The organism is Thermostichus sp. MS-CIW-40 (genome assembly GCF_054058315.1).
Genome location: NZ_JBSSAC010000024.1, coordinates 1 through 26,474, shown reverse-complemented (window position 1 = coordinate 26,474; position 26,474 = coordinate 1). Strand labels below are relative to the sequence as shown.

Below are 26,474 nucleotides of genomic sequence, written 5' to 3'. Positions count from 1 at the left end.
CCGTCTCTCAGGTTTCACAGGGATCCCCATCTACTCAATCACCACACTCTTCGGGCCGGCGTTCACCTCTGGGCGACCCTGATTGAAGTTGGCCAGGAAGGTGTCTGGATCTTTGAGGCTGAAGACCAGCTTTTTGCAGGGCACTTGCAGCCCCACCGGCCCCAGCAACGGAATAAAAAGAGGCTTTTCCTGCACCAGTGGAATGGCAATTACCCCTTGGGTGCTGGTGACCGGGCCAACGATCCCCTGAAAATCGGTGCGCACGCCCACCCCGTAGTACCAGGGCCAGGGAAAGCGCTCCCCTCGCCCCAACTCGCTCAAGGAGAACGTCTCGTTGAACAGGCTGCCCGCCCGCACAATGAGCTTGTCTTGCAGCAGATCGACATAGGCCGCCTCGCTGCTCACCCCAAACAGAGCCAGCGGCAAACTGGCTAGGGGATTGGAGTCGATGGCCATGTAATAACGCATGAGAAGTCTCCGAGTTCACAGATGGGTGACCAGGTGAGCCGCGGCCCCCAGCCTTGCCAATTATAGAAAATCTTCCCCGTTGCCAGACTGACCAAAAGGGATCCCATCTGCCCACAAGCTAACCGAGTATGATGGGTTGCTTGGAGTGCCCTTTGAGGACTCCGTCCGAATAGCGCGAACAGCAAGCCACTGGCCAGCGAGGAAAACAGGATGGATCTGCGAGCCCTCATTCGCTTGGTGCCCGATTTTCCCAGACCCGGCATCCTCTTTCGGGATATGACCCCCCTGCTGCAGGATCCGGCAGGCTTCCGGGCGGCTATTGAACAGTTGGCCGCCGGCACCACCGGCATGGGATCCCTAGATTATGTGGTCGGCATCGAGTCGCGGGGGTTCATTTTAGGGGCTGCTTTGGCACAACACCTGGGCTTGGGCTTTGTCCCGGTTCGCAAGCCAGGCAAACTGCCGCCGCCGGTGCTCAGCCAGACTTACAGCCTGGAATACGGCCAAGACCAGCTCCAACTCCACGCCCACGCCCTGCGGCCTGGAGAGCGGGTGTTGATCGTGGATGATGTCATTGCCACCGGGGGTACAGCCGCTGCCACCGCCCAATTGGTGGCCCAGAGCGGCGCTGAGGTGGGGGGATTTGCCTTCTTAATCGAGCTGGCCTTTTTGTCCGGCTGCAAGGCTCTTCCCCCTGGGATCCCTGCCCATGTGGTGATGGTAGAGGAAGGCAACTGAGTTCCTCAAGTAAGGTGCACCGACTGTTGGACGAGGATCCCTGGTGTTTTGGGCAAAGGTTGGCTCAAGCGGCTGATCTGAGCCTGCGCCTGCAGTTGTTCGTCAATCCAGTCCGCCAGTTCCCGCATGTAAAGCGCCACATGGATCGCCTGGTCGCGCTGTGCTGGCTCCACACCTTTTTCCGCCAGGCGGGCCAGAATTACGGGATCGCTCAGCTCCTCCAGGGCGGCAAAGTCTTCCGGTTGGTCGAACCCCAGCTCTGCCATTTTCTCGAACACATACCCCAGCCGCAGGCCGGTGGCCTCGCACTGCCCCTCCAGTTGCCAGGGATCCCTCAAGGCCAGGGCAACAGTTCGGTAGGCGGTTTGGGCAATGGAGCGCCAGGTGCCGCGGTGGATGCGCAGGCTGAGTTGCTGCCGATCCCAGCCCAGGGCTTCTCGCACCAACAGGCCGCAATTGCAGCGGGTGCTGTCCCGCCAGCAGTACTCCCAGTCCCAGAAGCCCCAGTGTTGGGATTGGATACGATCCGCGGTGCGGCGCAGGAGAGCTGCCAACTCAGGTGTGGGGCGCATGAGGCAACACAGAGCTAAACAAAAAACAACAAAACAAAAAACAACAAATATAGAGCGCCTCCAGTCTAGGCAGGCGAGCGATGGAGAACAAGCCCAGCTCAATCTTCTTTACATTCCTGGTCGCAACAGCATTGCGGAGCAACATATTCCTGTTCGGGCCTGTCCTCCGAGGGCAAAGCTCGTTGCCGTTGCCAAGCCCCCCAAGCCACCCCTGCCAACACCAGCGAGGCCCCGCCCAGGTAGGTGCCCCCTGCTGGCAAGCCCGCCAAGGCCAAGGCCAGGGATCCCCCCCAGAGGGTCATGGCGTAGATGAGCAGCACTGAATGCCGATGGGATAGGCCGGCTTTGAGCAAGCGGTGGTGCAAGTGGCCTTTGTCGGGATGGAAAGGCGACTTCCCCCTGGCCAGCCGCTTGAGGATTACGGTGGACATATCCAGGATCGGCACCGCCAAGATAAAGAAAGGCAGAGCCACTGCCAGCGTGGTCACCCCCTTGGCCACCCCGATCACCCCGATCCCAGCCAGGGTAAAGCCCAAAAAATAGGCCCCCCCATCCCCCATGAAGATCTGCGCTGGGTTGAAGTTGTAGCGCAAAAAGCCTAGGCAAGCTCCCGCCAAAGCCGCCGCCAGCATGGCCGCCGCCGGTCGATCCAGCAGCAGGGTTACGATCAGCATCACCACTGCCGCAATTCCCGACACCCCTGCCGCCAGCCCATCCAGCCCGTCCATGAAGTTGATGGCGTTGGCCATCCCCACCAGCCAGAACAGGGTAATCAGCAGGCTCAACCACACCGGAAAGGGCCAGATCCCTCTCCCGGGCAGACTGATGAACTCAATGCGCACCCCTACTCCCCAAGCGGCAGCAGCCACGCCGAATTGCATCAACAAGCGGGAAAAAGGCGACAGGTGAAACAGGTCGTCCGCCAGGCCAATCAAAAAAAACAAAACCCCACCGATCGTCACCCCCCAAATCTCGTACTCCTGCTCGGTGCGCAAGCCCCCAAAAGCTCCGGCTCCCCAGAGCAACAGCAGGGCCACCAAGTTGCCAAAAAAGATGGAAACCCCCCCCAGGCGCACCATCGGTTGCTGGTGGATCTTGCGCTCGTCGGGAAAGTCCAACTGGCCACTGCGGATCCCGACCGCCTTCACCACCGGGGTTGCCCACAGAACCACACAGGCAGCAGCCAGAAAGGCAACCAAGTAGGGCATAGCAAGCCGTGGCGAGGATTGCGGTTATCCCAAGTGGGGGTAGAGGGGGAAACGACGACAGAGCTGAGCCACCCGCTGGCGACACTCTTCCAATACAGCAGGCTCCTCAGGCTGAAACAGACAATCGGCGATGATCTCCCCAATTTCCTCAAATTCTACTGGCCCCAAGCCGCGGGTGGTCAAGGCTGGGGATCCCAGACGCAGGCCGCTAGCTACAAAGGGCGGCTGTGGGTCGAAGGGAATGGTGTTCTTATTGGCGGTGATGTGGATCTCCCCCATCAGCCGATCCGCCCGCTTGCCCGTCATTACCGGATCCGCCGCCCCAGTCTTTTCCAGCACCGCCGAAACCGAGCGCAGATCCAGCAGCATCAGGTGATTGTCGGTGCCCCCGGAAACCAGTCGAATGCCTCGCCGTTGCAGGGATCCCGCCAGGGCTTGGGCATTGGCGATAACTTGGGCCGAGTACTGGGCGAAGCCGGGCTGCAGGGCTTCCCCAAAGGCCACCGCCTTGCCGGCAATGACATGCTCCAGCGGCCCCCCTTGACTGCCGGGGAACACCGCCTTATCCAGCTTTTTGCCCAGCTCTGGGTCGCGGGTGAGAATGAGTCCCCCGCGCGGCCCTCGCAGCGTCTTGTGGGTAGTGGTGGTCACCACATCGCAGAGGGGCACGGGGTTGGGGTGATGTCCAGTGGCCACCAAGCCGGCAATGTGGGCAATGTCGGCCAGAAGATAGGCCCCCACCTCGTCGGCAATGGCGCGGAAAGCGGCAAAGTCAATTGTCCGCGGATAGGCAGAGTAGCCGCAGATGATCAGCTTGGGCCGGTGCTGCAGGGCCAGATCCCGCACTTGGTCAAAATCAATCCGCTCCGTCTGCGGATGCACCCCGTAGTGCACCACGCGGAACCACTTGCCGGAGACGTTTACGGGGGAGCCGTGGGTAAGGTGGCCGCCGTGGGCCAGATCCATGCCCATAATTGTGTCTCCTGGCTGCAGCAGGGCCAGGAAAACAGCGAAATTGGCCTGCGCCCCCGAGTGGGGCTGCACATTGGCGTGGGCTGCCCCGAACAATTGCTTAGCCCGGTCAATGGCCAGTTGTTCAATCTCGTCAATAAACTCGCAGCCGCCGTAGTAGCGCTTGCCCGGCAGCCCTTCTGCATACTTGTTGGTGAGCACCGAGCCCTGGGCTGCCAAGACGGCAGGAGAGGTGAAGTTCTCACTGGCGATCATCTCCAGGTGATCCCGCTGCCGGTTGAGCTCTTCCTGGATCAGGCGGTAAACAACGGGATCCGTTTCCGCCAGGATGGCCAAGCTATCCCGTGAGGTGGTCAGACTTTGTGGAGCAGCTACCATGATGACGCCAAGACCGAACTTCGCAGGAGGAATGGGCAAGAACTGCTTCGCCGTCGCGACGGCGTTGCGGAGCAACATCGTAGCATGACCCGCAAACCAGCAGCGCAGGCCCCGGCCTTTCTGCCTGGGGTAAAACCCCAAAACTGAGAAAGAATCCCTTGCTTTAGGGGTGGGGAGAATGTCAGTCGCGACAGCGTTGCGGAGCAACATCGATCCAAGCAGAGGATCTGGGAGCCACGGTCAAGCGGGATGGGCAAGGGCTGCTTTGTAAAGAATGTTGAGCTTTTCTTCTCGGTGTCAAGGCTACCCCTCAAGCTACGGTAGAGTGAGGGGGCTGACTTTTGTGCAATTCCACTGTTAGGGAGTTGGTTATGACGGACGCACAAGTTTTCACCATCCTGGCGATTGCCTTGGTGCCGGCAGTGATGGCTCTGCTTTTGGGATCCGCCCTGGCCCGCAGCTAAAGCTCCTGCATCTCCCAAAAAGTGCCTCTGGATCCCTTCGGCCTGCCCCGTCACGACAGTGTTGCGGAGTAATAAGGCAGGCTTTTTTCTTTATCAAGGAATGGAAAGTGTGGCTTGCGCTGCTGCACTCCTTCGGTTGTCCTGCCGTTGTTGGCTAAAGTTGGATTGATAAGGAGCACTCCCGGCAGCCAAGCAACTTGAGCCAGGTGGATCTACAGCGGCTTCAGCGCGCCCTTTCCCTAGAAGCAGAGGTGGGGTTTACCGACCTGCGGGGGCGAGAGCAGACCTTCTCCCAATTTTTGGGGAGCGTGTTCGGACAGGATCCCCCCTCTGACTGGGTGCTGAATGGAGATGACCGGCGGCGATGGAAAGAACTGGGATCCCGCTATACCCTGTATTCCGAGCTGGAGCTGCCCGAACGCCAGCACCTGGTGGCCGAAACCCGCCGCTGGCTGGAGCGAGTCCGACGTCAGCAAGAGTTGTCCCGACCGAGTTCCCACCAACCTGGCTCGTTTGCAGCCTCGTTGCCACAGCGCTCTGGTTTCCCTGCCGTAGGCGTAGCAACAACCCCCCCAGAGGCAGGGCGGAGCACGATTTCCCCATCTCTCCCCGCCGGCCTCAGCCTGGAGCAGCCGCTGCAGTTTCTCAAAGGCATTGGTCCCAAGTCAGCGGAGAAACTGGCACAACTGGGCCTACACAGCGTGCGGGATGCCCTCTACTACTTCCCCCGCGACTACCTGGACTATTCCCGGCGGGTGCTCATCCGCCAAGCCAAGGTGGGGGAGACCGTTACCCTTGTAGGGACGGTGAAAAGTTGCAGTTGCTTTACCAGCCCTAAGAATCCCTCGCTGACCATCTTCAACCTAAAGATTGCCGACAAAAGTGGTGTAATTACCCTCAGCCGCTTCTACAGCGGGCGGCAGTTTGCCCAGCGCAGTTGGCAAGCTTCCCTGGAGCGGCAATACCCCAAGGGGGCCCTGGTGGCTGCCAGCGGCCTGGTCAAAAAGGGCCGGTTGGGCCTAACGCTGGATAACCCGCAACTGGAGGTGCTGGGGGGAGAGGGCGAGGAGCTGGACAGGCTGGGCAAGATCTTGCCAGTTTACCCTCTCTCAGAAGGGATCCCCGCCGATCTGGTGCGCAAGGCGGTGCAACTGGCTTTGCCGGCGGCGGCCTTGGTGGAGGATCCCTTGCCGGCGGATCTCAAGCGGCAGTTGCAGCTTTTGGACTTGCCTGTTGCCCTGCAGCAGATCCACTTTCCTAAGACCCGAGAGCTGCTGGCCCAGGCCCGGCGGCGGCTGGTGTTCGATGAGTTTTTCTACCTACAACTAAGCCTATTGCAGCGGCGACACCGCTATCGTGCCCAAGCTCAGGCCATACCTCGTTACCAGCCGGCTAGAGGGGAGCTGTTGGATCGCTTCTACCAAATCCTGCCCTTTCAGCTTACCGCTGCCCAGCAGCGGGCCATCGACGAGATCCTAGCGGATCTGCGGGATCCCTTGCCCATGAACCGCCTCTTGCAGGGAGATGTGGGATCCGGCAAAACCGTGGTGGCGGTGGCAGCTGTGCTGGCAGCCATTCAATCCGGTTGGCAGGCGGCCCTCATGGCTCCCACCGAGGTTTTGGCCGAGCAACACTACCGCAAGTTGGTGGAATGGCTCAGCCAGCTGCAGGTGCCCGTTGAACTGTTGACTGGATCCACCCCTCCCGCCAAACGCCGGGAGATCCTGCGGCAGTTGCAGACTGGGGAATTGCCCTTGGTGGTGGGCACCCATGCTCTCATCCAGCCGGCAGTGCAGTTTCGCAACCTGGGCTTGGTGGTCATCGACGAGCAGCACCGCTTTGGCGTGGAGCAGCGGGCCGCCCTGCAACAGAAAGGGGATCACCCCGATGTGCTCACCATGACCGCCACCCCCATCCCCCGCACCCTCACCCTGGCCCTGCATGGGGATCTGGATGTTACCCAAATTGACGAGCTGCCGCCGGGGCGCAAGCCCGTGCACACCCTGGTAGCCCGGCCAGGGGATCGCCTGCAGGTGATGCGGCTTATCGAGCGGGAAATTGCCCAAGGGCGGCAGGCCTACGTGGTGCTGCCGTTGATTGAAGAGTCGGAGAAGCTGGATCTGAAATCTGCCATCGAGGAACACCAGCGTCTGCAGGAAAAGGTTTTCCCCCAATTTCGGGTGGGCCTGCTGCACGGGCGCTTGACCAGTAGCGAGAAGGAAGCTGTCATTGCGGCCTTTCGCCGGCGGGAGCTGGATATTCTGGTCTCTACCACGGTGGTGGAGGTGGGGGTAGATGTGCCCAATGCCTCGGTGATGCTGGTGGAGCATGCGGAGCGCTTTGGGCTCTCCCAACTGCACCAACTGCGGGGGCGGGTAGGACGGGGATCCGACCAAGCCTATTGCATCTTGATGACGGGATCCAAAGGAGAAGATGCTCTGCGGCGGCTCAAGGTGCTGGAGCAGTCCCACGACGGGTTTTTCATTGCCGAGATGGATCTGCGCTTCCGCGGCCCAGGGGAGGTGATGGGCACCCGCCAGTCGGGGCTACCCGATTTTGCCCTGGCCAGCCTCATGGAGGATCAAGAGGTGCTGCAGCTGGCCCGCCAAGCGGCAGAGCAGCTTATTGTCCAAGACCCCGACCTGAAGCGCTGGCCCCCCTTAAGCCGCATACTGGAAGAGCGTCAGGCCCGTCTCTTGGGCCCTGGGTTGTTGACCTAAGCTAGGGGCAATTGGAGCACTATGCCCTATACTCTCGAAGACTTAAAAGCCCACGGCCTTTCCCCGGCGGAATATCAACAGATCCAGCAGCAGCTGGGCCGGGATCCCAACCCCAACGAGCTGGCCATGTTTGGGGTGATGTGGTCAGAGCACTGCTGCTACAAAAACTCCCGCCCTCTGCTGAAAAACTTTCCCACCACGGGCGAGCGGGTAGTGGTGGGGCCGGGGGAAAATGCTGGCGTAGTGGATCTGGGGGAGGGGGATTGGCTGGCGTTTAAGATCGAGTCCCACAACCATCCTTCGGCAGTGGAGCCCTTCCAGGGGGCAGCTACCGGCGTGGGAGGGATCCTGCGGGATATCTTTACCCTGGGCGCCCGTCCCATTGCCCTGCTTAACTCGCTGCGCTTTGGGCCGCTGACCGATCCCCGCAACCGCCGCCTCATGGCCAGGGTGGTGGAAGGGATCGCCCACTACGGCAACTGTGTCGGGGTACCCACAGTGGGGGGAGAAGTGGCGGTGGATCCCTGCTACAGCGGCAATCCCTTGGTCAACGTCATGGCTCTGGGGCTGCTGGAGACGCCGGCAGTGGTGAAATCGGCAGCGCGGGGGGTGGGGAACCCGGTCTTGTACGTGGGCGCCACCACCGGGCGGGATGGCATCCGCGGCGCCAGCTTTGCCAGCGCCGAGCTCAAGGAGGATGCGCAGCAGGATCGGCCGGCAGTGCAGGTGGGGGATCCCTTCCTGGGCAAGTGCCTCATCGAGGCCTGTCTGGAGGCCTTTGCCACAGGAGCTGTGGTGGCTGCCCAGGATATGGGGGCAGCCGGGATCACCTGCTCCACCGCGGAGATGGCCGCCAAGGGAGGGGTGGGGATCCGCTTTGACCTCGATCGAGTGCCGGCGCGGGAAAGCGGCATGGCTGCCTGGGAATACCTGCTCTCGGAATCCCAGGAGCGGATGCTGCTGGTGGTGCAAAAAGGCCGCGAGGCGGAGGTGATGGAGATCTTCCACCGCTGGGGTTTGCAAGCTAGTGTGGCCGGGGAAGTCATTGCCGAGCCGCTGGTGGAGATCTGGCACCAGGGATCCTGCGTGGTGCAGGTGCCGGTGCGGGCTTTGGCCGAAGACACCCCCGTCTATGTCCGTCCGGTGTTGCCAGAGCCGCCAGCCTACGTGCAGGCAGCGTGGCAATGGGATCCCGCCACTCTACCCCCTTGTGATTGCCAGGGGATCCACCTCGCTCAGGCAACGCTGGCATGGAAAGAGGTGCTGCTGCAGCTTTTGGCCAGCCCCACCCTGGCCAGCAAAGCCTGGATCTATCGCCAATACGACCACCAGGTGCAAAACAACACCGTCCTTTGGCCGGGCCAGGGAGATGCGGCGGTTATCCGCATCCGTTCCCAAAAGTTTGGCGTGGGCGAGGTGCCGCCCCTGCGAGCTTCCCGCAAGGCCATCGCTGCCACCCTGGATGGCAATGGCCGCTGGGTGTATTTGGATCCCTACGAGGGGGCCAAGGCAGCCGTGGCGGAAGCTGCCCGCAACCTCACCTGTGTGGGGGCCGATCCCCTAGCTGTTACCGATAACCTTAACTTTGGCAATCCCGAAAACCCGGTGGTGTACTGGCAGCTGGCCCTGGCCTGTCGGGGGATTGGAGATGCCTGCCGTGCCCTCGGTACGCCGGTAACGGGGGGAAACGTTTCTCTCTACAACGAGACCCTCACCCCCCAGGGATCGCAGGCTATCTACCCTACCCCTGTCATTGGCATGGTGGGTCTCATTCCCGACTTGAAATGCATCTGTGGCCAGGGGTGGCAGCAAGAAGGGGATCTCATTTACCTCCTGGGATCCCAGGCCCTCACCAGCTTGGGGGGCAGCGAGTATTTGGCGGTCATCCACCAGCAAGTTACGGGCCGGCCCGCGCCAGTGGATCTGGAATTGGAAAAGCGGGTGCAAGCTGCCTGTCGCCATGGAATCCGCCAGGGCTGGGTGCGCTCTGCCCACGACTGCAGCGAGGGGGGATTAGCTGTGGCTTTGGCAGAAGCCTGCTTGAGCGGAGGCCGCGGCGCAACCCTCTCCCTGGCTCCTGGATCCTTGCGCTGGGATCAGGCCCTGTTTGGCGAGGGATCCAGCCGCATCCTGGTTTCTGTGGATCCGGCCCAGCGCTCTGCTTGGGAAGCCTACTTAGAAGCGCAGCTTGCCGGCCAGTGGCAGCTTTTGGGAGAGGTGGGATCCCCTGCGGATCCCCTGCTCTTAAGGACGGCAGAAGAGGATCCCTTACTGGTGGTGTCTTTGGCAGCCATGCAGGCCGCCTACCACGGTGCCTTTTCGGACTAGCTGAGCCTCGGTTGGGAAACCGTTTTCTGCGCCCAGCTCCCTTCTCCCTTGGGGAGAGGGGCCAGAGGTTGGAGAGGAAAACATCCTTAGGGGGATTTTTCCTCACACAAATTGGCCTGGATCACCTCTCGATATTGGGACTTGGGCTTAACGCCCACCAACTGGGCCACCAGCGTCTTGTTTTTGAAAAATTGCACCGTCGGGGTGCCCGCCACCCCCCCTGCCTCTGCAATCTCCGGATCTTTCTCAATATCGATCTCCACCACGTGCAGCTTGTCCGAGAACTCATCGATGATCTTGTTCAAGATCGGCTTGAGGGCATGACAAGGGGCACAGGTGGGGGCGGTGTACTTGACCATGAGCAGGCGATCGCTTTCGTGGTAGAGTCGCCGCAGGGCATAGCTCCCCTCATGGCAAGTCTTGCTGAAGTCTAAGTCATCCTGTCCATTCTCCTCAAAGCTGGCCTCCTCAACAGCAGGATCCCCAGCAGACTCTGCCGCAGAAGTCGCAGCAGGGCTGGGTTCAGGATGGCTTTGGGGAAGGACGTGATACTCCTGGGCCAAGCCGTGTTCCGAGAGCCAGCGCTCTGCCAACATGGCCGCCATACAGCCGGTGCCGGCAGCGGTAATCGCCTGACGAAACTCGTGATCCTGCACGTCGCCGGCGGCAAACACCCCCTCCACACTGGTGGCCACGGATCCCGGGCGGGTGACGATGTAGCCGACTTCATCCAGTTCCAGTTGCCCTTTAAATAGGTCTGTGTTGGGCTTGTGGCCAATGGCATAAAATAGGCCACCCACTGACATCTCGCGTATTTCGCCGGTTTGGTTGTTCCGCACTTTCACCCCGGTCAGGCGCAGGCCGTCGCCCATCACTTCCACCGCCTCGGTGTTCCAGTGCACAGTGATCTTGGGGTTGTTGAGAACACGATCCTGCATAGCCTTGCTGGCCCGCATTTTGTCGCTGCGCACCAGCATGTGCACGTGGGATCCAAACTTGGTCAGGTAGGTGGCCTCCTCACAGGCAGTATCGCCGCCGCCGATCACCACCAATTCCACCCCTCTGAACATGGGCATAGCCCCATCGCAGACAGCACAAGCTGACATGCCCCGGTTCCAGTAGGTCTCCTCCCCCGGCAGGTGTAGGCGCTTGGCTGTGGCCCCGGTGGCGATGATCAGGCTGTGGGTGCGCAATTCCCGCTCGTCAGAACGGACGACAAAGGGCCGCTGGCTTAAATCCACAAAGGTGACATCTTCGGTGTAAAGTTCTGCCCCCCACCGCTGCGCTTGAGCCCGCATGTTCTTCATCAGTTGGGGGCCGGTGACGCCCTCGGGAAAGCCCGGAAAGTTCTCCACCTCGGTGGTGGTCATCAGTTGCCCGCCCGGGATCCCGCCCGCCTGGAACCCCTCAAACACAACCGGCTTCAGGTTGGCACGCCCAGCGTAAATGGCTGCTGTAAACCCAGCAGGGCCGGAGCCGATAATCACCACATTCTCAACCCGACTTTGCTCTGTCATCCGATGTCTCTCCTTCTGCAATGGGAATAAAAGCCAAACTCATAACGACTACGCTTTAGCTTAACACCCCTTGGCGAACCGGTCGAGGCCGAGGCCTATTAGCCTCATTTTCGCTCGCCTCAGGCCATTGGGGCCTTTTTTGCCCATCCCATAGGGTTATCTCTGCCCAGAGGTTGGCCAAGTGGCGGCCATTGCCCAAGTTTTGGATCCCCAACACCCAATCCCGGTTGACCCAAGCCACAAGGAAAAGAGGTGTCTGAGATGGCCAGCAATTTGGTCTTGGTCAGAAAGCGGAGCTCAAATGAATTTTGTATCAGAAACTACAAAATACCCGTGTTGGCCTTTCTAGGATGAGTGAGCGTTTTTGGCCTGTCTGGGTCGAAGCGTGGGGATCACCTGCTGGGATCCCATTTGTTTCAGCCACAGTTCCCCCAGTCTTAACCGCAACCCAATCAGGAGAGAGTAATGGCATCCACGCCCCAAGAAGTGCTTCAGATGATCCAGGACAACAACGTCCAGATAGTGGATCTCAAGTTTGTGGATATCTTTGGCACCTGGCAGCATGTTTCCTTCCACACCTCGATGATCAAGGAAGAAACCTTCACCGAGGGGCTTCCCTTTGACGGATCCAGTATCCGGGGCTGGAAAGCGATCAACGAGTCGGACATGTACATGGTGCCGGATCCCAAGACGGCTTGGATCGATCCCTTTCTGGAGGTGCCCACCCTCAGCATAACTTGCAGCATTGTTGAGCCGCGCACCGGCCAGCCTTATAGCCGTTGTCCCCGCAGCCTTGCCGCCCGTGCCGTTGCCTATCTGCAATCGACGGGCATTGCCGATACTGCCTACTTCGGGCCGGAGGCGGAGTTTTTCATTTTTGAGGATGTTCGCTTCGACCAAACCCAAAACTCGGCCTACTACTTCGTGGATTCCATCGAAGGTCGCTGGAACTCGGGCCGCGAGGAGAAAGGTGGCAACCTGGGCTACAAGCCTCGCTACAAAGAGGGCTATTTCCCGGCCCCGCCCACCGATGCCCATCAAAACATCCGTACCGAGATGCTGCTGACCATGGGCAAGCTGGGGGTGCCTATCGAGAAGCATCACCACGAGGTGGCTACCGGCGGGCAAGGGGAGCTGGGCTATCGCTTCGCCGATCTGATCACGGCTGCCGACTACATGATGGTTTACAAATACGTGCTCCGGAACGTGGCCCGCAAGCACGGCAAAACCGTCACCTTCATGCCCAAGCCCCTATTTAACGACAACGGCACTGGCATGCACACCCACCAGTCCCTCTGGAAGGATGGTCAGCCTTTGTTCTATAGCGAAGGCACCTATGCCAACCTGAGCGAGACGGCTCTCTACTACATCGGTGGCCTGCTCAAGCATGCCCCGGCGATCCTGGCCTTCACCAACCCCACCACCAACTCCTACAAGCGCTTGGTGCCCGGTTTTGAGGCGCCGGTGAACCTGGCTTACTCCCAGGGCAACCGTTCCGCCGCCATTCGCATTCCGGTGACCGGCAACAATCCCAAGGCCAAGCGTCTGGAGTTCCGCTGCCCGGATGCCACCTGCAACCCCTACATCGCCTTTTCGGCCATGCTGATGGCTGGCCTGGACGGGATCAAGAATAAGATCCATCCCGGCGAGCCCTTGGACAAAGATATCTACGATCTGGAGCCGGAAGAGCTGGCCAAGATCCCTTCCACGCCTGGATCCCTGCTGGATGCCCTGGAAAACCTGCAGAAGGATCATGCCTTCTTGCTGGAGGGAGGCGTCTTCACCGAAGATCTGATCCAGACCTACATCGAGTACAAGATCGACAACGAGATCAACCCCATGAATCTGCGGCCTCACCCCTACGAGTTCGCCCTTTACTTCGACGCCTAAGCGGTGTGGCCGATTCTGCAGCGGGATCCCTGATGGGATCCCGTTTTTTTCCGAGGAAATAGCACCCCTCAATTGTGGATCCCTTGGGCAACTTAGCTACTTTTGGTCAACAGCACCTCGTGCCAGCGTTGAAGCGTCCTGTGCCGTCCATCGACCTGAGGAAGCTCAACCCAGAAACCAAAAGGGGATCCCCAGCCGGGATCCCTTCTCGCTGAGCTCATGCCAGAGCATCAACAGTTACGGGCAGATCAGCTCATGCTGACACGGCTACGGTCGTAGTTGAGCCGAAAGGTGGGATGCACTTTTCCTTGGATGCGGTTCCAGAAGTTGCGCACGTTGACATGCAGGCCAATCTGCTCTGTACCGCGGAGCAGCATGGATTGCTGGCGAATCCGAATCAAGCGTTGATGGCTCATCATCAAGCGGCGAGACAGCTCATCCAAGACATGAGAACGGCCATTGGCAGCCACCGGGGCAGATGCCTCTGCCGTCTGAACGGGTTGAGCCGGCCCTTCGGCCGCCTTGAGATGATGAGCAACACCCCGATAGAGCAGGTCAAGGTTGGTGGGCAAAACCACCGGCTTGCTCAGGTGGCGGAACCGCCAGTCCAGCCCCCGGTAACGACCCCCCACTTTGCCGGGAGAAACCGCTGCAGTTGCAGAAGAGGGGGTGTAATCGACGCCACGGTAAAAGAGTGCCATGATCTTCGCCTCCAATGAGTTGAGTTTTCATCCGTTCGCCTTCTCCTGAGAGACAAGAGAAGCCACACGGTTACCAGAAGAGTTGAGGCGCGTTCCTTCGGGATCTCTCCCTACTTCCGTCCTCTGGCCGTGATGTCGCTCTACCTACATTAACGAGCCGCCCAGCACGCGAGAGGATGAACGATTTCTATCTACGTTCTGTATTATAAGCTACGGTTTTTGGGTGTTGCCAGCAACTTTTAACAAAAATTTCCACTGAGTTTCTGGCCAGCTTCCTCTAATCGGGACTAGTCAGCCGGGATCCCTGGGGGAAGTAAGGTGCAGGGCTTGGGGCCAGGTTCTCCACTCTGTCCGAGATGCCAGAGGAAGCATTATCGTGGAAGAATCCTCAGGATTGGCTACAAAAGTTCACATTCCTTGGTGGGTGCCCTGTGCAGGAAGACTTTCGTCTGATTTTGGACATCGTGACGGTATTGGCGGCAGCGGCAGCGGGTGGATTTTTGGCCTCACTGCTGAGGCAGCCGGTGTTGCTCGGCTACTTACTGGCCGGGATCTTAGTGGGGCCCACCGGGTTGGGGTGGATCAAAGAGTTGGTTCAGGTGGAAACCTTGGCCCAGTTTGGGGTGACCTTTTTGCTGTTCACCTTGGGGGTGGAGTTTTCCCTGAAAGAATTGCGCAAAGTGCGGGGGATCGCCATTGGCGGCGGCATTTTGCAAATCAGCCTGACGATTTTGATCACGGCGGTGCTGGCGGTGGTCAGCGGCTGGTTGACGCCGGTGCAAGGGATCTTTTTGGGGGCCGTGCTCTCCTTGTCCTCGACTGCCGTGGTGCTGAAAAGTCTCACTGAGACCAACCAAATGGGCACTCCCCAAGCCCAGGCCATGCTGGGGATCCTGATTGTGCAGGACTTGGCGGTGGGGCTGATGCTGGCGGTGTTGCCGGCTTTGGACTCTCCCCTGCCGGAGCTGGCGGGATCCCTGGTCAAGTCGGTAGCGGAAATTGGCCTGGTGGGGCTGGGGGCAGTGGTGAGTGGCATTTGGCTCGTTCCGGCCTTCTTGCGGCTTTTGGCTCAGCAGGAGAGCAAAGAGGTGTTTTTGCTGGGGGTGATCAGCCTCTGCGTGGGGATTGCCCTGTTGACGGAGCGGCTGGGCATTTCCAGCGAGATTGGGGCTTTCATTGCCGGTCTGATGATCTCGGAGGTGGAGTACGCCGACCAAACCCTGGACTATGTAGAGCCTTTGCGAGATGTGTTTGCTGCTCTCTTTTTTGCGGCCATCGGCATGCTCATCGATCCCAGCTTTATCCTCGGCCATCTGTTGCTGATCCTGGGGCTGGTGGGTCTGGTGATGGTGGGCAAGTTTTGCATCGTGGCTCCCTTGGCGCGGCTGTTTGGTTACACTCTGCCGGCAGCGGTGGTGGTGGGGCTGGGCCTATCGCAAATCGGCGAATTCTCCTTTGTGCTGGCCAGCGAGGGGCAGGCTTTGGGATTGGTGTCGCGGCAGATCTATTTGTTGATTGTCAGCACCACAGCCGTTACCCTTCTGCTCACCCCCTTTCTGCTGAGGGGCGCTCCTCGACTGTTTTCCGGGCTACACGGGATCCCCTTCTTGGCCCGCTGGTTGGAATCGGGCGAGCGGCCCCGCGCTTTGGCCCCCGATGCTCCTCAACAGGGGCACGTGGTGGTGTGCGGCTATGGGCAGGTGGGGCAAGATATTGTGCGCATTCTCGAAGCCCGTCGTCACCCCCTCTTGGTTATCGATCAGTCAGAACGGGTGATCCAACACCTGCGTTCCCGTGGGATCCCTTACCTCTACGGAAATGCGGCCAGCCCGTTGGTGCTGGAGAAAGCTTGCCTGCCCCAGGCCCGCGCTCTGGTCATTGCCCTGCCGGATCGCATGAGCATCCGCCTCTGCCTGAAACGAGCTCTGGAGTTGGCGCCGCAATTGGATGTGGTGGTGCGAGCTACCGACAAGGAAGACATCGAACAGCTCTATCAGTTGGGGGCCAGAGAAGTCGTCCACCCCGAATTTGAGGCCAGCCTGGGGCTGTGCAGCCATGTGTTGCTGGAGTTGGGAGAACCCCCAGACATCATTCAGCAGGAGATCCTGGCCATTCGCAGCAGCCACTACCGCGATCTGCGCCCTCTCCACCCCAGTTGTCTGATCCCCGCGCCTGTCAGTTGGCTGACACCGCCGGCCCCACCTCCCTCTCCCCCCCTCCCCGCCAATGCCAACGGCCGCCACGACAGCCACCCACCTGAGTCTGTGCTGGCCTGGTGGGAACGCTGGCAGCGGCCTGTTCAACCCGAATGGGCAGGGATCCCTGGCTCTGCCGAGTAGAGATTTGCACCTCAATCTTCGTAGTATCCTGCAAACTGGAGGTGTGGCCACTGCAAGTTGCAAGCCTCGGGACAGTTCCCCCGCTGCCTTTGCGGATGGAGCATGACTCTAGTCAATAATAAGCTCAACTATACTGAAAATAATGTATAATATGTTCAGTACGGATTACTACCAGTTGATCTTTACTGTTTACTTTCGAGTCTGCCAACATGGTAGCCAAAGCAAAGCAGAAAATTGGTAGTAAGACGACACGGAAACTGCGCTTTGGGTATTCTACTCAAAGCTTTGCGGGATACCGCCATTCTGTTTGGAAACAAACAGAATGCTATCGCTGCATAGTTGAACAGTGATGTTCAGCAGTGTTCAGCGTAAATGTATCAGACGCTGGGAGGTTTTCCAGAGGCAACGGAAAGGGTCCTCGGCGTTGCTCGGCACTCTGGGGGGAAGGGTGCCCCATCTGTTTCTGGCCTAGGTTGCCATGCCGACCGTTAACTATCTGCGCATCAGCTTGATCGATCGCTGCAATTTCCGCTGCCAGTACTGCATGCCTGACGAGGCGGAGTTGACGTGGCTGCAAGCCCCAGAGCGTTTAACGGATGAGGAAATCCTCACGTTGGTTCGAGAGGTGTTTTTGCCGTTGGGGATCGATTGCTTTCGCCTCACCGGCGGCGAACCCCTGCTCAGGCCGGGGCTGGAGCACCTCATCCGGGCTCTATGCAGCCTGCCTGGGGTGAGAGATGTGGCCCTTACCACCAACGGCTTCAACCTCAGCCAAAAAGCTCAACTCCTCTATGAAGCGGGGTTGCGCCGCATCAACATCAGCTTTGATTCCCTCAACCCCGAGACCTTTCGACTGATCACGGGGCGGGATCGCTGGCGGCAGGTCTGGGCCGGGATCCAAGTTGCTCACCAAGTGGGGTTCGATCCCCTCAAGTTGAATGTGGTGGTGATCCCTGGGCTCAACGAATCGGAAGTGGAAGAGCTGGCTGCCCTTACCCTGGAGCGGCAATGGCATGTGCGCTTCATCGAGTTTATGCCCATCGGCAATGCCGCCCTCTTCCAGCAGACGGGCTGGGTAGAGTCTGAGGTGCTGCGACAGCGAATTCGCGCTCGCTTTGGCCTGGAACCCGGGTTTGTGGCCGGCAATGGGCCGGCAGATGTGTTTCGCATCCCGGGGGCAAAAGGCACCTTGGGCTTTATCAGCCAGATGTCGGAGTGCTTTTGCGATCGATGCAACCGCATGCGGCTGTCCAGCGACGGTTGGCTGCGCCCTTGCCTGCTCAACGAATCCGGCCAAATCAACCTGCGGGATCCGCTGCGAGCTGGGATCCCTGCCGAAAGGCTAAGACAGCAGGTGCGAGAACTGCTGGACATCAAGCCGGACATCAACTTCAAAGGACGGGACACCGGCAGCCAGGGATCCTACCGGCGCACCATGTCTCAGATTGGCGGCTAGCGGGGATAAGGGATCCGCAAAAGCTGGTTGACCGGTGGGTGGGCCACCTGCAACTGTTTCCCATCCGGCCACTGGATCTGGATTTCCTTGACCCCTGTTTCGGATCCCAGGCCAAAGTGGGCCACCGGCTCCATCTGACAGAGGTAGCCGCTGCCGGCGTCGATGGCCTGGATCTGGGTACGGGTGGAGGTGAGCAGCCTTACCAACGCGCCGCGGGCCGGGGCTCCCTGGCGGGTGAGGGGCAGAACTCTCAGCCAGTTGTTGGCATTGGCCTGAGGGCGATAGAAGCTGAGAGGCTGGGCGCCAGACTCCCCATGGGCGATCAACAATTCCAGACGACCATCCCCATCCACATCGGCCACCGCTGCTCCTGTCCCCAATCCCTGCGGCTCGGCAGCATCTCCAATGTCGATGGCTTGCCAACGGCCTGAGCGCCAAGCAAACAGACGGTTGGGCTCGCCGATGTTGTTGAAAAACAGCTCTGGGTAGCCGTCGTTGTCGAAGTCGGCAGCGATGACTGTGCGAATGCGGGAGGGCCTAGCCAACTCCGGGGGGGCTACATCCTTAAAAAAACCGCCGGGGGTCTGGATCCAGAGGCGATGGGGGCCTTCCCAGTTGCCGTAGAGCAAATCCAGCCGTCCATCCCCATCCAGATCCACCGCCGCCACGCCACGTCCGTGCTCGTCCGGATCCGCCAGGCCCACCTCAGCGGCAATCTCTTCAAAGGTGCCATCTCCCCGGTTGCGAAACAGAAAGTTGGGCCCCTGCTCATTGACGGCAAAAATGTCCATCCGCTGCGAGACCAAGGGCACGGCCACCAACCCCCGCCCGCCCGTCACCCGATTGAGTCTCGCTTCCGGCGCCACATCGGCGATCATTTGGTTAGGGCCCAACTCGTAGAGGCGCATAGGGCCGCCGTAGTTGGCTACGAAAAATCCATAGCTCCCCTGGCCGAGACGATCCACACAGGCTACAGAGCGACCTGCGGTCAAGTTGAGGGCATCTTGGTTTTGCGGCAGGGAGAACAGGTCCACCCAGCGAGATCCCTGCCAGTCGAAGAGGCGATCCCCAAAGCGCTTGCGCCCCCCGAAGGTATCGGTATTCAAAACGTAGAGTTCCTCTTGCCCGTCCCCGTCAAAGTCGGCGGCAGCCACCCCAATTGCCATGCGCCCTGCATCGGCCAGGGTGTCGTCTGCTTGATCCACCAGGGTTTGCCCATCCCACTTCAAGACTCGATTGGAGCCGCGGAACCCGCACACAAACAGCTCAAAGGCCCCATCCCGATCCAAATCGCAAGCGGCAACCCCGTAGAAAAGGGCAGGTGGGTTGAAGCGGATCTGCGAGCTGCAATCTTGAAACATGGGGATCCCATCGGAGAACAATAGGAACTGGTGGAGCTTCCAGCTCTGATGGTATGCTGGATCTTCGCCGAAACTTCCCTTTCAACCATGCCACGCATCAAATCTGCCATCAAGCGCGTTCAGATCGCAGAGCGGAATCGGCTGCGCAACAAAGCCACCAAAGCCATGGTGCGCGCTCTGATGAAGAAAGTGATCTCCCTCTCGGCTGCCTACGCTGCCAACCCACAGCAAGAAACTCTGCAGGAAATCCAGGCGGCTATGAGTGCTGCTTTCAGCCGCATTGATAAAGCTGCCAAAACCGGCGTTCTGCACAAAAACACAGCCGCTCGTCGTAAGGCTCGGCTGGCCCGGATTGTGAAGCTGTCTGTGGCTTCCTCGGAAAAATCCCAGGCTGAGGCTTTGGGTGGGCGTGATTGACTTCTCCTGCTGCTTCGGAAGTGGTGCTTGTGCGGGATTTCAGCCGCACGCAAACGAGATTTTGCCTCGGTGCCGGCAGGGATCCCAAGTAGCAGCCAAAACCTAATCTTGAGTATCCAACCTGCGCATCAACCAGCGCCGCAGCGGATGCCACACCGGCAAGGATAGGATCCAGCGGGATTGCTGCTCCAGCATGAGACGCTCCACCGGATACAGGCCGAACAGCTCATAGCGGCTTTGGGCAATCAGGATCCCCATCGTGAAGCTGACACAGAGCAACAACCCCAAAGTCGGCCATCCTGGGCGGTGAAACAAGGCATATCGCAGGCCCGTCCAAGTAAAGTAATCCCACAGGCGGGCTATATCCGCTCGCAGAGCCCAGAGACTGGGGATCCCGACTACCAGCCACAGCAGGCCCAGAAAGATGAAGCTACCACCGTGATAGAGGCGCAGCAGACGCTTGGCTGCCGGAGACAGGGATTGAGTGCCAGAGGCAGCTTTCTTTTCCGCAGCTGAGCCAGGATCAGGGAGCAAGGGCATGGGGATCCCGATGTTCAACACCTCAAAACCCATTTTGGACTTATCTCCGACGCGATAGCTCGGTTGCATGGGATCCTCGAACTCAAACGAGTACTTTTCTGCTTTCGGCTCGCCCATTTTAAGGGATCGATGCACAGGGAGCCCAGTTGTGGCTCTCCCGCTGCACAGCGCCATCCAAAAAGGCACTGATCAAAGCATCTGCTCAAAGCATCTGCCGTCTGCAAGTCTTCCTTATCCGTACAGTCAAGTCTCCTGAGAGACGCCCAGACGTCCCGTTCCAAGAGCTTGGCAGACGATCTCTTTGACGTTCATATCCTGAGCGAAAACCAACATTCCCATGGTGAAGGGATCCCGACCCGGCTCCCTAAGTCAAACCGCGCAATTTGCCCAAGCAACAATGCAGAACTCAAGGTCAGAGGCAGGTTGGTCGGGGTCAGAGAATGGGAACTGGGTCGGGGATATAATGGCTCTGCACCCTTTTCTTCGGCCTTGCTAGCTCAAAGGATAGAGCACCGACCTTCTAAGTCGATGGTTGCAGGTTCGAGTCCTGCGCAAGGCGCTGGCCTTGCCCCCTAAGCCTTGCTTGGGGTTTCCGACAAGCTGCCCTGATGGGGGCACCACATCTGAACCATCACCTGCCGAGAGTGGCTTTCTACCCGCAGGGATCCGCCCATCAGCTCCACTGCCTTTTGAACCAGCGATAGACCCAAGCCCGTTCCCCCGGCGTTGCGGCAATCCAACTGGGGGAGGCGATAGAACTTTTCAAAAAGGCGGGGCAACGCTTCTGCAGGAATTTCCACCCCTGTATTGCGCACCGTGATCAGCCAGCCGGGACGGCCATTGGAGTTAGCCTGGCTCACACTCAAATAGATGCTTTCCCCAGTGGGGGTGTACTTACACGCATTGTTTAAAAGCTCGCTGACCACCCGCGACAAGAGGCTCTCATCCGTGCAGAGGGGCGAAAGGTCGGGATCCCATTCCACCTGAAACTGTTGGCCCTGTTGGGCAGCCCGCAGCCGGAAGGGCTCGCAAAGATTGGGGATCCACTCCTGGGGAGATAAACAGGTAAGTCTGAGGGCTTTGTTTCCGGACTCGATGGCTTGCAATTCCAATAAGTCGTTGATCAACTCCAGCTCGCGGTTGGTCTCCATCTCCAAAATCTGCAAGTAGCGCCTTTCCCGCTCGGTTAGGTTGGCTTTGGATAAAAACCCAATGGCCAGCTTCATGTTGGTGAGAGGCGTGCGCATTTCATGGGAGACCATGTGCAGAAACTCATCCTTGAGTTGGTTGAGCTCCTGCAACTGTTGCACCTGACGCTGGATCGTTTGATAAAGACGTGCTTGGCGAATGGCGATGGCACATTGGCCGGCTACCCGTTGGATAAGCCGTTGTTCCCGCTCGGTAAATATCTGCCCCGGTGGACGGGATCCACAAATATCTCCCAAAACAAGCAGTTCCTCGTGTTGAGCTGTCAGATCCCTTTTGTCGCAAATGGGAGCGATGATCAGGGTGTAGCGGTCGTGGTTGGGCCAGCAGGGGTGATGGAAGTTGCTCAATTGGCAAAGCTGTCCGCGCCGGAGCTGACGAAGCACATGGGCGAAATCCGCAAACGAAACCTCCAGGGGGAAGCGCCGGATCCCTTCTCCGGCCAAATAGTCCACCGCCAAAACGCTGACCTGCCGCTCTGGGTCATGAAGGGCAATGGTGCAATTGGATAGGTTCAAGCTCAGGGCCAGTTCTCGGGCTACCGTTTCCAAGATTTTTTGTTCGTCCAAAGTGGAGCGAATTTCTTCGGTGATGAGCTGGAGTAGCGCTTCGTCGTTGTAAGCTTGTTCGAGCTCTGCATTGCACACCCGCACTTGGTAATCCAATTCAGCATTGGTCTGTTGCAGCTTTTGATAAAGCTCTGCCTGCTGAATGGCCACCGCCAGGTGATCCCCAATGGCCTTGGCCAACTCGATCTCATCGGTTTGCCAATCCGGATCTGAGGTCAGGCGCCGCAGGGACAGGGCACCCCACACTTTTCCCTGGCAAGCCACTGGGATCACCAACCAAGGGCCCAGGTGGTATTCTCGCTTCTCATAAATGGCAAAGGGATCGGCAATCTGCTCCGGATCCTGGACATGAAAAATTTGCAGCCGTTTCAAATGATCGAAAACCATAAAATCCCTGCTATCCGGCAGTCGCAGGTTCAGATTGTTGGGCAAATTAGGAAATCGGCTATGGCTGGCAATGCCCAACCACACGGCCTCAGCGGGCAGGTACTGATAAAGGGTAACTCGTGCTGCCTGCAACACTGCTCCCACTTCCCGCACCGCCACATCAAATAGGGTGGGTAAGTCCAGAGAGGTGTTGATGGCCTGAATGAGCTGGCTGAACAGCCTTTCTCGCTGCAATTGCCGCTGCAGCTTCAGCTCGGCTTGCTTACGAGGGGTGATGTTTCTAATGATCATCAGCACTTGATCTTCCCCATAGGGGACGATGCGAGCCTGCCGATATTGGGGCTGAGGGGATCCCTCTGGGCAGGGGTATTCGATCTCTTGAGCTTGCCGGGTTGCCAAGGCCAGCTCCAGATGCTCGCGAATGGCTTGGGCTATGGGTTCCGCCCCACCGGTGCAACCGGTATCAGGAAACAGCTCTTCAGGAGTTTTGCCCAGATAGTAGGCAGGGGGATGGGGGACAGAAAAATAGCTGGGCGGCTTGAACTCCAGACATCGGCCCTGGCGATCCAGACGAAGCAGCATGTCGGGCAGGGCTTCCAGGAGCTGGCGATAGTGGCGCTCTCGCTCGGCCAAGGTGATCTCTAATTGCTTGCGCTCGCTGATATCCAGGGTCACGCCGACAATCTCGCCGGGATCCCCTTTCGGCCCCAGCAGGACAACCCCCTGGGAAAGCTGCCAGCGCATCTGGCCGTCGGCCTGGTAAACCCGATATTCCACCGAAAAGTTGGGATCCCCCTCTACCGCCCTGGGCCCAGCCGTCTGCAAAGCTTCTTTCACCCTTTGGCGATCTTCCGGGTGAACGTGCTGCAAAAACACTTCCAGGGTGAAATCTTGGCCGGGATCCAGCCCGTATTTGGCCTTGCATTGGGGAGAGGCAATCAACTCCCAGGTGCGCAAATCCAGTTGCCAATAGCCCAGTTGGGTGGCTTCTAAGGCCAAATAGAGATGCTCTGGATAAAAGCTGCCGTCTCCTGGCCGCACCGGCACCAGGCGGTATCGAGTTGAAGCCATCTCCCTCACCAGACGGTTAATTTGCCGCAAGCCCTGCCTCATTGTGGACGATTTTCAGGAGACGTGAGGGATCCTACTATTCGAATTGCTAGAAATTCCTAACCTTAAGCATGGCTTCAGAATGACTTTGGAAATGTATTCTTTGACACCAACCCTTCAGCCTGAGCTAGGCTTCAAACCCACGGGGAGAAGGCTACCCTGCTGATGCGACCGGGAGGCTTTGGGCCGGGCTTGTGGGAAAGGGGGGTGCCTCTGCTATAGTATCGTCAGTTGCATTTCGGATCCCAAGTGGTGGGATCCCCCTGGCAGGTAGGGTCGGGGCAGGTTTCGAGACATTTTTGCGTTTTCGGGAGAGGTCGACGTTGGGTTGTGCCTTCTCGGTGTGAGCTTGCCCTTAGCCTGCGTGAAGCGTTTTCTCTTTTTTATGCTTTCCTGTGCAACGTTAAGCCTGACGTTTAATCACAGAAAACTTCTCCTGCTCTCGAGTTTGGGTTTATCTGTAGTAAGACCTGTATTCAGATTTTCCCGATGGGTTGACGGTTTCCTGTTCGCCCTGGCGCGGCTTCTCAAGGTGCCGTTGCCCTCTTCATTTGGTTAGCGGACGGGGAAACAGAAGATTGCTAGATCTGGACAATTAGCAGGGCCGAGGTTGTCTTCACTTCCTTGGGCTTTGGCTTAAGTTTTCCTTTCCCCGGGTATCTCTTGCAAAGTTGCCCGATGTTGGCGATGGCAACAGGATAGTCTGTTTAGCCTGCTGTTAGGTTTTCTGGATTCTCTGAGTTGGGTTGATGGGCTGGCCCGCGGCATGGCGAGCGAAGGGATCCCCTTGACCTTTCTCAGCAGACTTCTCCCTATTTTTTCCTAGCTCAACTCAATCATTTTCCAACTGAAGAATTCAAGGTTATTGCTGTGGTTTGTAAAGTTTCTCCCAGTTTGGATCGACATAGCCAGTCGAGTGAATCTGCTTTGCTTGGCCAGGCTTCATTGCCCCAAGGCCACCCCTTGGATCCCCTTAGCGCCGAGGAAATGCGGCAAGTGGTGCAGATCCTGCGCCGGCAACGGCCCCTCAGTTCTCAGGGGCGCTTTGTAACCATCCAGCTACAAGAGCCGGAGCGGCCTTGGATGGAAGCGTGGCAGCCGGGGCAGCCGTGGGATCGGCAGGCTTTCGTGGTGCTGTTGGATCCGGCCAGTGGCAACACCTACGAAGCCGTGGTCTCTCTGTCAACACAGCAGGTGCGCTCTTGGCAGCTCATTGCGGGCGTGCAGCCCCCTCTGCTCGACGATGAGGTGTACGCCTGCGACCGCCTGCTCAAGGAGGATCCCCAATTTTTGGCGGCTCTGCAGCGGCGGGGGATTGCCGATGTGGATTTGGTGATGGTGGACTACTGGACGGTGGGCTACTTTGGGATCCCGGAAGAAGAAGGGCGGCGGCTGGTGCGAGGCTTTTGTTTCCTACGTACTTCCCCTTGCGACAACGGCTATGCCCGCCCCATCGAGGGGCTCTACCCCTGGATTGACCTCAACCGCATGCAAGTTGTCAAGGTGGAGGATCGGGGTCTGTGGCCCTTGCCGCCGGAGTCCGGTAACTTCGACGAGCTGTTTTTCAAAGATTTTCGCCAAGACTTGAAGCCGCTAGAAATCACTCAGCCCCAAGGGGTGAGCTTCCAGGTGGACGGCCACCACATCCGCTGGCAGAAGTGGGATCTGCGCATCAGCTTTAACCCGCGAGAGGGGCTCGTCCTCCACCAGGTGAGCTACGAGGATCAAGGCCGCCTTCGCCCCATTCTCTACCGCGCCTCGGTAGCCGAGATGGTGGTGCCCTACGGGGATCCGCGGGATCCCCACTGTCGCAAAAATGCCTTTGATGTGGGGGAATACGGCATTGGCATGCAGGCCAATTCCCTGCAGCTGGGCTGCGACTGCTTGGGAGAGATCTACTACTTCGATGCCTGGTTGCCCACCAACAGCGGCGAGCCCATGCTTTTGAAAAATGCCGTCTGTATGCACGAGGAGGACTTTGGGGTGCTCTGGAAGCACACCGACTGGCGCACGGAACGGGCGCAGGTGCGGCGCTCGCGGCGGTTGGTGCTTTCCTTTTTCACCACCATTGGCAACTACGACTACGGCTTTTTCTGGTACTTCTACCAGGATGGCACGCTGGAGTTTGAAGCCAAGCTCACCGGCATCATCAACACTTGCGCCACGTTGCCGGGGGAAGAGCCGGAGTTTGGCGTCTTGGTGGCACCCCAATTGTCTGGCCTCAACCACCAGCACTTTTTCACTGTCCGCCTCGATATGGCGGTGGATGGGCCGTGCAACTCCCTCTATGAAGTGCATGCAGAACCTCTGCCTCTGGGGCCGGATAACCCTCACGGCAACGCCTTTCGCGCCCGCTCCACCCTGCTCAAAACCGAGCAGGAGGCTAAGCAAACGGTGGATCCCTTGCGGGGCCGCTATTGGAAGATTGTCAACCCCAATCGCCACAACCGCCTGGGACAGCCGGTGGCCTACAAACTGATGCCGGGGGAAAACGTCCAGCTTTTGGCCCACCCCGACTCTTGGCTGTACCGACGGGCAGGATACCTGGCCCACCACCTCTGGGCCACGCCCTACCATCCCGGCGAGAAGTTCCCAGCAGGGGACTACCCCAACCAACACCCCGGTGGCGAAGGGCTGGTGAAATGGACGCAAGCGAACCGATCCCTGGAAAACACCCGCCTGGTGCTCTGGTATAGCTTTGGCTGCAATCACTTCCCCCGCACCGAGGACTGGCCAGTGATGCCGGCTAGCTACATCGGCTTTATGCTCAAGCCCCTGGGCTTCTTTGAGTGCAACCCAGCTCTGGATGTGCCTCCTCCCCCGCCGAAGACCAAAGGCTGCTGCAGCTTTATTGACTACCCCCCTGCCTAGAGGGCGAGGATTCTTTCAAGTGCGAACAGCTTGGGCGCGACAGGAGTGAGAGGGGAGGCACTCTTCGCCCACGGGGCTTGAGACCTGGTTTCTGGGTCACCGTAGCAGATGCCTTCCATTGCTCAGCCCCGGTCTTTGGTGCTGGGCAAAAGCTCTGCTCAGATATGCTCAGCTAGAAATCGCAGGAGCCCCGCACTGTACCCGTAGGGTCAGTGTCGGGAGGAATGCGGAAGTTATGATAGAACCATGACCCAAGTCCTGA

Annotated in this window: 18 protein-coding genes, 1 tRNA gene and 1 riboswitch; of the genes, 10 read left to right on the top strand and 9 right to left on the bottom strand. The window is 59.0% G+C overall.

The window, feature by feature from the left end:
- Nucleotides 1–30: 30 nt before the first annotated feature.
- Nucleotides 31–468, bottom strand: coding sequence for a hypothetical protein (locus ACVWXF_RS08825; RefSeq protein WP_011434354.1), 438 nt, complete (start codon nucleotides 466–468; stop codon nucleotides 31–33).
- Between the two features lie 210 nt (nucleotides 469–678).
- On the opposite strand from ACVWXF_RS08825, the gene ACVWXF_RS08820 reads away from it, so the two are divergent.
- Nucleotides 679–1,206, top strand: coding sequence for an adenine phosphoribosyltransferase (locus ACVWXF_RS08820; RefSeq protein WP_011434353.1), 528 nt, complete (start codon nucleotides 679–681; stop codon nucleotides 1,204–1,206).
- A gap of 5 nt (nucleotides 1,207–1,211) precedes the next feature.
- On the opposite strand, the gene ACVWXF_RS08815 is transcribed toward ACVWXF_RS08820, so the two are convergent.
- From ACVWXF_RS08815 to glyA, 3 genes are all read right to left on the bottom strand, one after another.
- A complete protein-coding gene (locus tag ACVWXF_RS08815; RefSeq protein WP_148202776.1) occupies nucleotides 1,212–1,778 on the bottom strand; it encodes a hypothetical protein in 567 nt (188 codons plus the stop codon).
- A 98-nt stretch (nucleotides 1,779–1,876) separates the two neighbouring features.
- Nucleotides 1,877–2,986: a glycosyltransferase family 4 protein gene (locus ACVWXF_RS08810; RefSeq protein WP_414349946.1), complete on the bottom strand. Its 1,110-nt coding sequence runs from the start codon at nucleotides 2,984–2,986 to the stop codon at nucleotides 1,877–1,879.
- Between the two features lie 24 nt (nucleotides 2,987–3,010).
- Nucleotides 3,011–4,336, bottom strand: a complete 1,326-nt coding sequence (glyA, locus tag ACVWXF_RS08805; RefSeq protein WP_457474196.1) for a serine hydroxymethyltransferase — start codon at nucleotides 4,334–4,336, stop codon at nucleotides 3,011–3,013.
- Between the two features lie 371 nt (nucleotides 4,337–4,707).
- Between glyA and psaM the strand changes: the two genes are divergently transcribed.
- The 3 genes from psaM to purL all read left to right on the top strand — a co-directional run bounded on the left by psaM (nucleotide 4,708) and on the right by purL (nucleotide 9,848).
- Nucleotides 4,708–4,800, top strand: coding sequence for a photosystem I reaction center subunit XII (gene psaM / locus ACVWXF_RS08800; protein WP_011434349.1), 93 nt, complete (start codon nucleotides 4,708–4,710; stop codon nucleotides 4,798–4,800).
- A 206-nt stretch (nucleotides 4,801–5,006) separates the two neighbouring features.
- On the top strand, nucleotides 5,007–7,520 hold the full coding sequence (recG, locus tag ACVWXF_RS08795) for an ATP-dependent DNA helicase RecG (protein ID WP_457474207.1): 2,514 nt from the start codon (nucleotides 5,007–5,009) through the stop codon (nucleotides 7,518–7,520).
- Nucleotides 7,521–7,541: 21 nt separating this feature from the next.
- Complete coding sequence (gene purL / locus ACVWXF_RS08790) at nucleotides 7,542–9,848, top strand: phosphoribosylformylglycinamidine synthase subunit PurL (protein WP_457474195.1); 2,307 nt, start codon at nucleotides 7,542–7,544, stop codon at nucleotides 9,846–9,848.
- An 86-nt stretch (nucleotides 9,849–9,934) separates the two neighbouring features.
- Here purL and trxB read toward each other — a convergent pair whose 3' ends face one another.
- A complete protein-coding gene (gene trxB / locus ACVWXF_RS08785; protein WP_457474194.1) occupies nucleotides 9,935–11,365 on the bottom strand; it encodes a thioredoxin-disulfide reductase in 1,431 nt (476 codons plus the stop codon).
- 465 nt (nucleotides 11,366–11,830) lie between these two features.
- Between trxB and glnA the strand changes: the two genes are divergently transcribed.
- Entirely contained in the window at nucleotides 11,831–13,255 is a 1,425-nt protein-coding gene (glnA, locus tag ACVWXF_RS08780) for a type I glutamate--ammonia ligase (RefSeq protein ID WP_457383959.1), read from the top strand.
- Nucleotides 13,256–13,503: 248 nt separating this feature from the next.
- On the opposite strand, the gene ACVWXF_RS08775 is transcribed toward glnA, so the two are convergent.
- Nucleotides 13,504–13,956 carry a DUF4278 domain-containing protein gene (locus ACVWXF_RS08775; RefSeq protein WP_011434342.1) on the bottom strand — a complete coding sequence of 151 codons (453 nt, stop codon included), beginning with the start codon at nucleotides 13,954–13,956 and terminating at the stop codon, nucleotides 13,504–13,506.
- An 86-nt stretch (nucleotides 13,957–14,042) separates the two neighbouring features.
- Nucleotides 14,043–14,141: riboswitch (Glutamine riboswitch) on the bottom strand.
- 246 nt (nucleotides 14,142–14,387) lie between these two features.
- Here ACVWXF_RS08775 and ACVWXF_RS08770 point away from each other — a divergent pair.
- Nucleotides 14,388–16,295 (top strand): cation:proton antiporter, encoded by a 1,908-nt coding sequence (locus tag ACVWXF_RS08770; RefSeq protein WP_457474193.1) that lies wholly within the window; start codon nucleotides 14,388–14,390, stop codon nucleotides 16,293–16,295.
- 478 nt (nucleotides 16,296–16,773) lie between these two features.
- Nucleotides 16,774–17,751: a GTP 3',8-cyclase MoaA gene (gene moaA, locus ACVWXF_RS08765; RefSeq protein ID WP_457474192.1), complete on the top strand. Its 978-nt coding sequence runs from the start codon at nucleotides 16,774–16,776 to the stop codon at nucleotides 17,749–17,751.
- On the opposite strand, the gene ACVWXF_RS08760 is transcribed toward moaA, so the two are convergent.
- A complete protein-coding gene (locus tag ACVWXF_RS08760) occupies nucleotides 17,748–19,112 on the bottom strand; it encodes a CRTAC1 family protein (RefSeq protein WP_457474191.1) in 1,365 nt (454 codons plus the stop codon). The genes moaA and ACVWXF_RS08760 overlap by 4 nt on opposite strands.
- An 87-nt stretch (nucleotides 19,113–19,199) precedes the next feature.
- Between ACVWXF_RS08760 and rpsT the strand changes: the two genes are divergently transcribed.
- The gene (gene rpsT, locus ACVWXF_RS08755) at nucleotides 19,200–19,529 is read left to right on the top strand and encodes a 30S ribosomal protein S20 (RefSeq protein ID WP_414355736.1); all 330 of its coding nucleotides are present in this window, start codon (nucleotides 19,200–19,202) and stop codon (nucleotides 19,527–19,529) included.
- A gap of 102 nt (nucleotides 19,530–19,631) precedes the next feature.
- Here the strand turns inward: rpsT and ACVWXF_RS08750 are convergent, their stop codons facing one another.
- Nucleotides 19,632–20,138 carry a hypothetical protein gene (locus ACVWXF_RS08750; RefSeq protein ID WP_457474190.1) on the bottom strand — a complete coding sequence of 169 codons (507 nt, stop codon included), beginning with the start codon at nucleotides 20,136–20,138 and terminating at the stop codon, nucleotides 19,632–19,634.
- A gap of 417 nt (nucleotides 20,139–20,555) precedes the next feature.
- Between ACVWXF_RS08750 and ACVWXF_RS08745 the strand changes: the two genes are divergently transcribed.
- Nucleotides 20,556–20,628 (top strand) — tRNA-Arg (locus ACVWXF_RS08745).
- A gap of 13 nt (nucleotides 20,629–20,641) precedes the next feature.
- On the opposite strand, the gene ACVWXF_RS08740 is transcribed toward ACVWXF_RS08745, so the two are convergent.
- Nucleotides 20,642–23,302 carry a sensor histidine kinase gene (locus ACVWXF_RS08740; protein WP_457474189.1) on the bottom strand — a complete coding sequence of 887 codons (2,661 nt, stop codon included), beginning with the start codon at nucleotides 23,300–23,302 and terminating at the stop codon, nucleotides 20,642–20,644.
- A gap of 909 nt (nucleotides 23,303–24,211) precedes the next feature.
- On the opposite strand from ACVWXF_RS08740, the gene ACVWXF_RS08735 reads away from it, so the two are divergent.
- On the top strand, nucleotides 24,212–26,212 hold the full coding sequence (locus ACVWXF_RS08735; RefSeq protein WP_457383955.1) for a primary-amine oxidase: 2,001 nt from the start codon (nucleotides 24,212–24,214) through the stop codon (nucleotides 26,210–26,212).
- Nucleotides 26,213–26,474 lie beyond the last annotated feature (262 nt).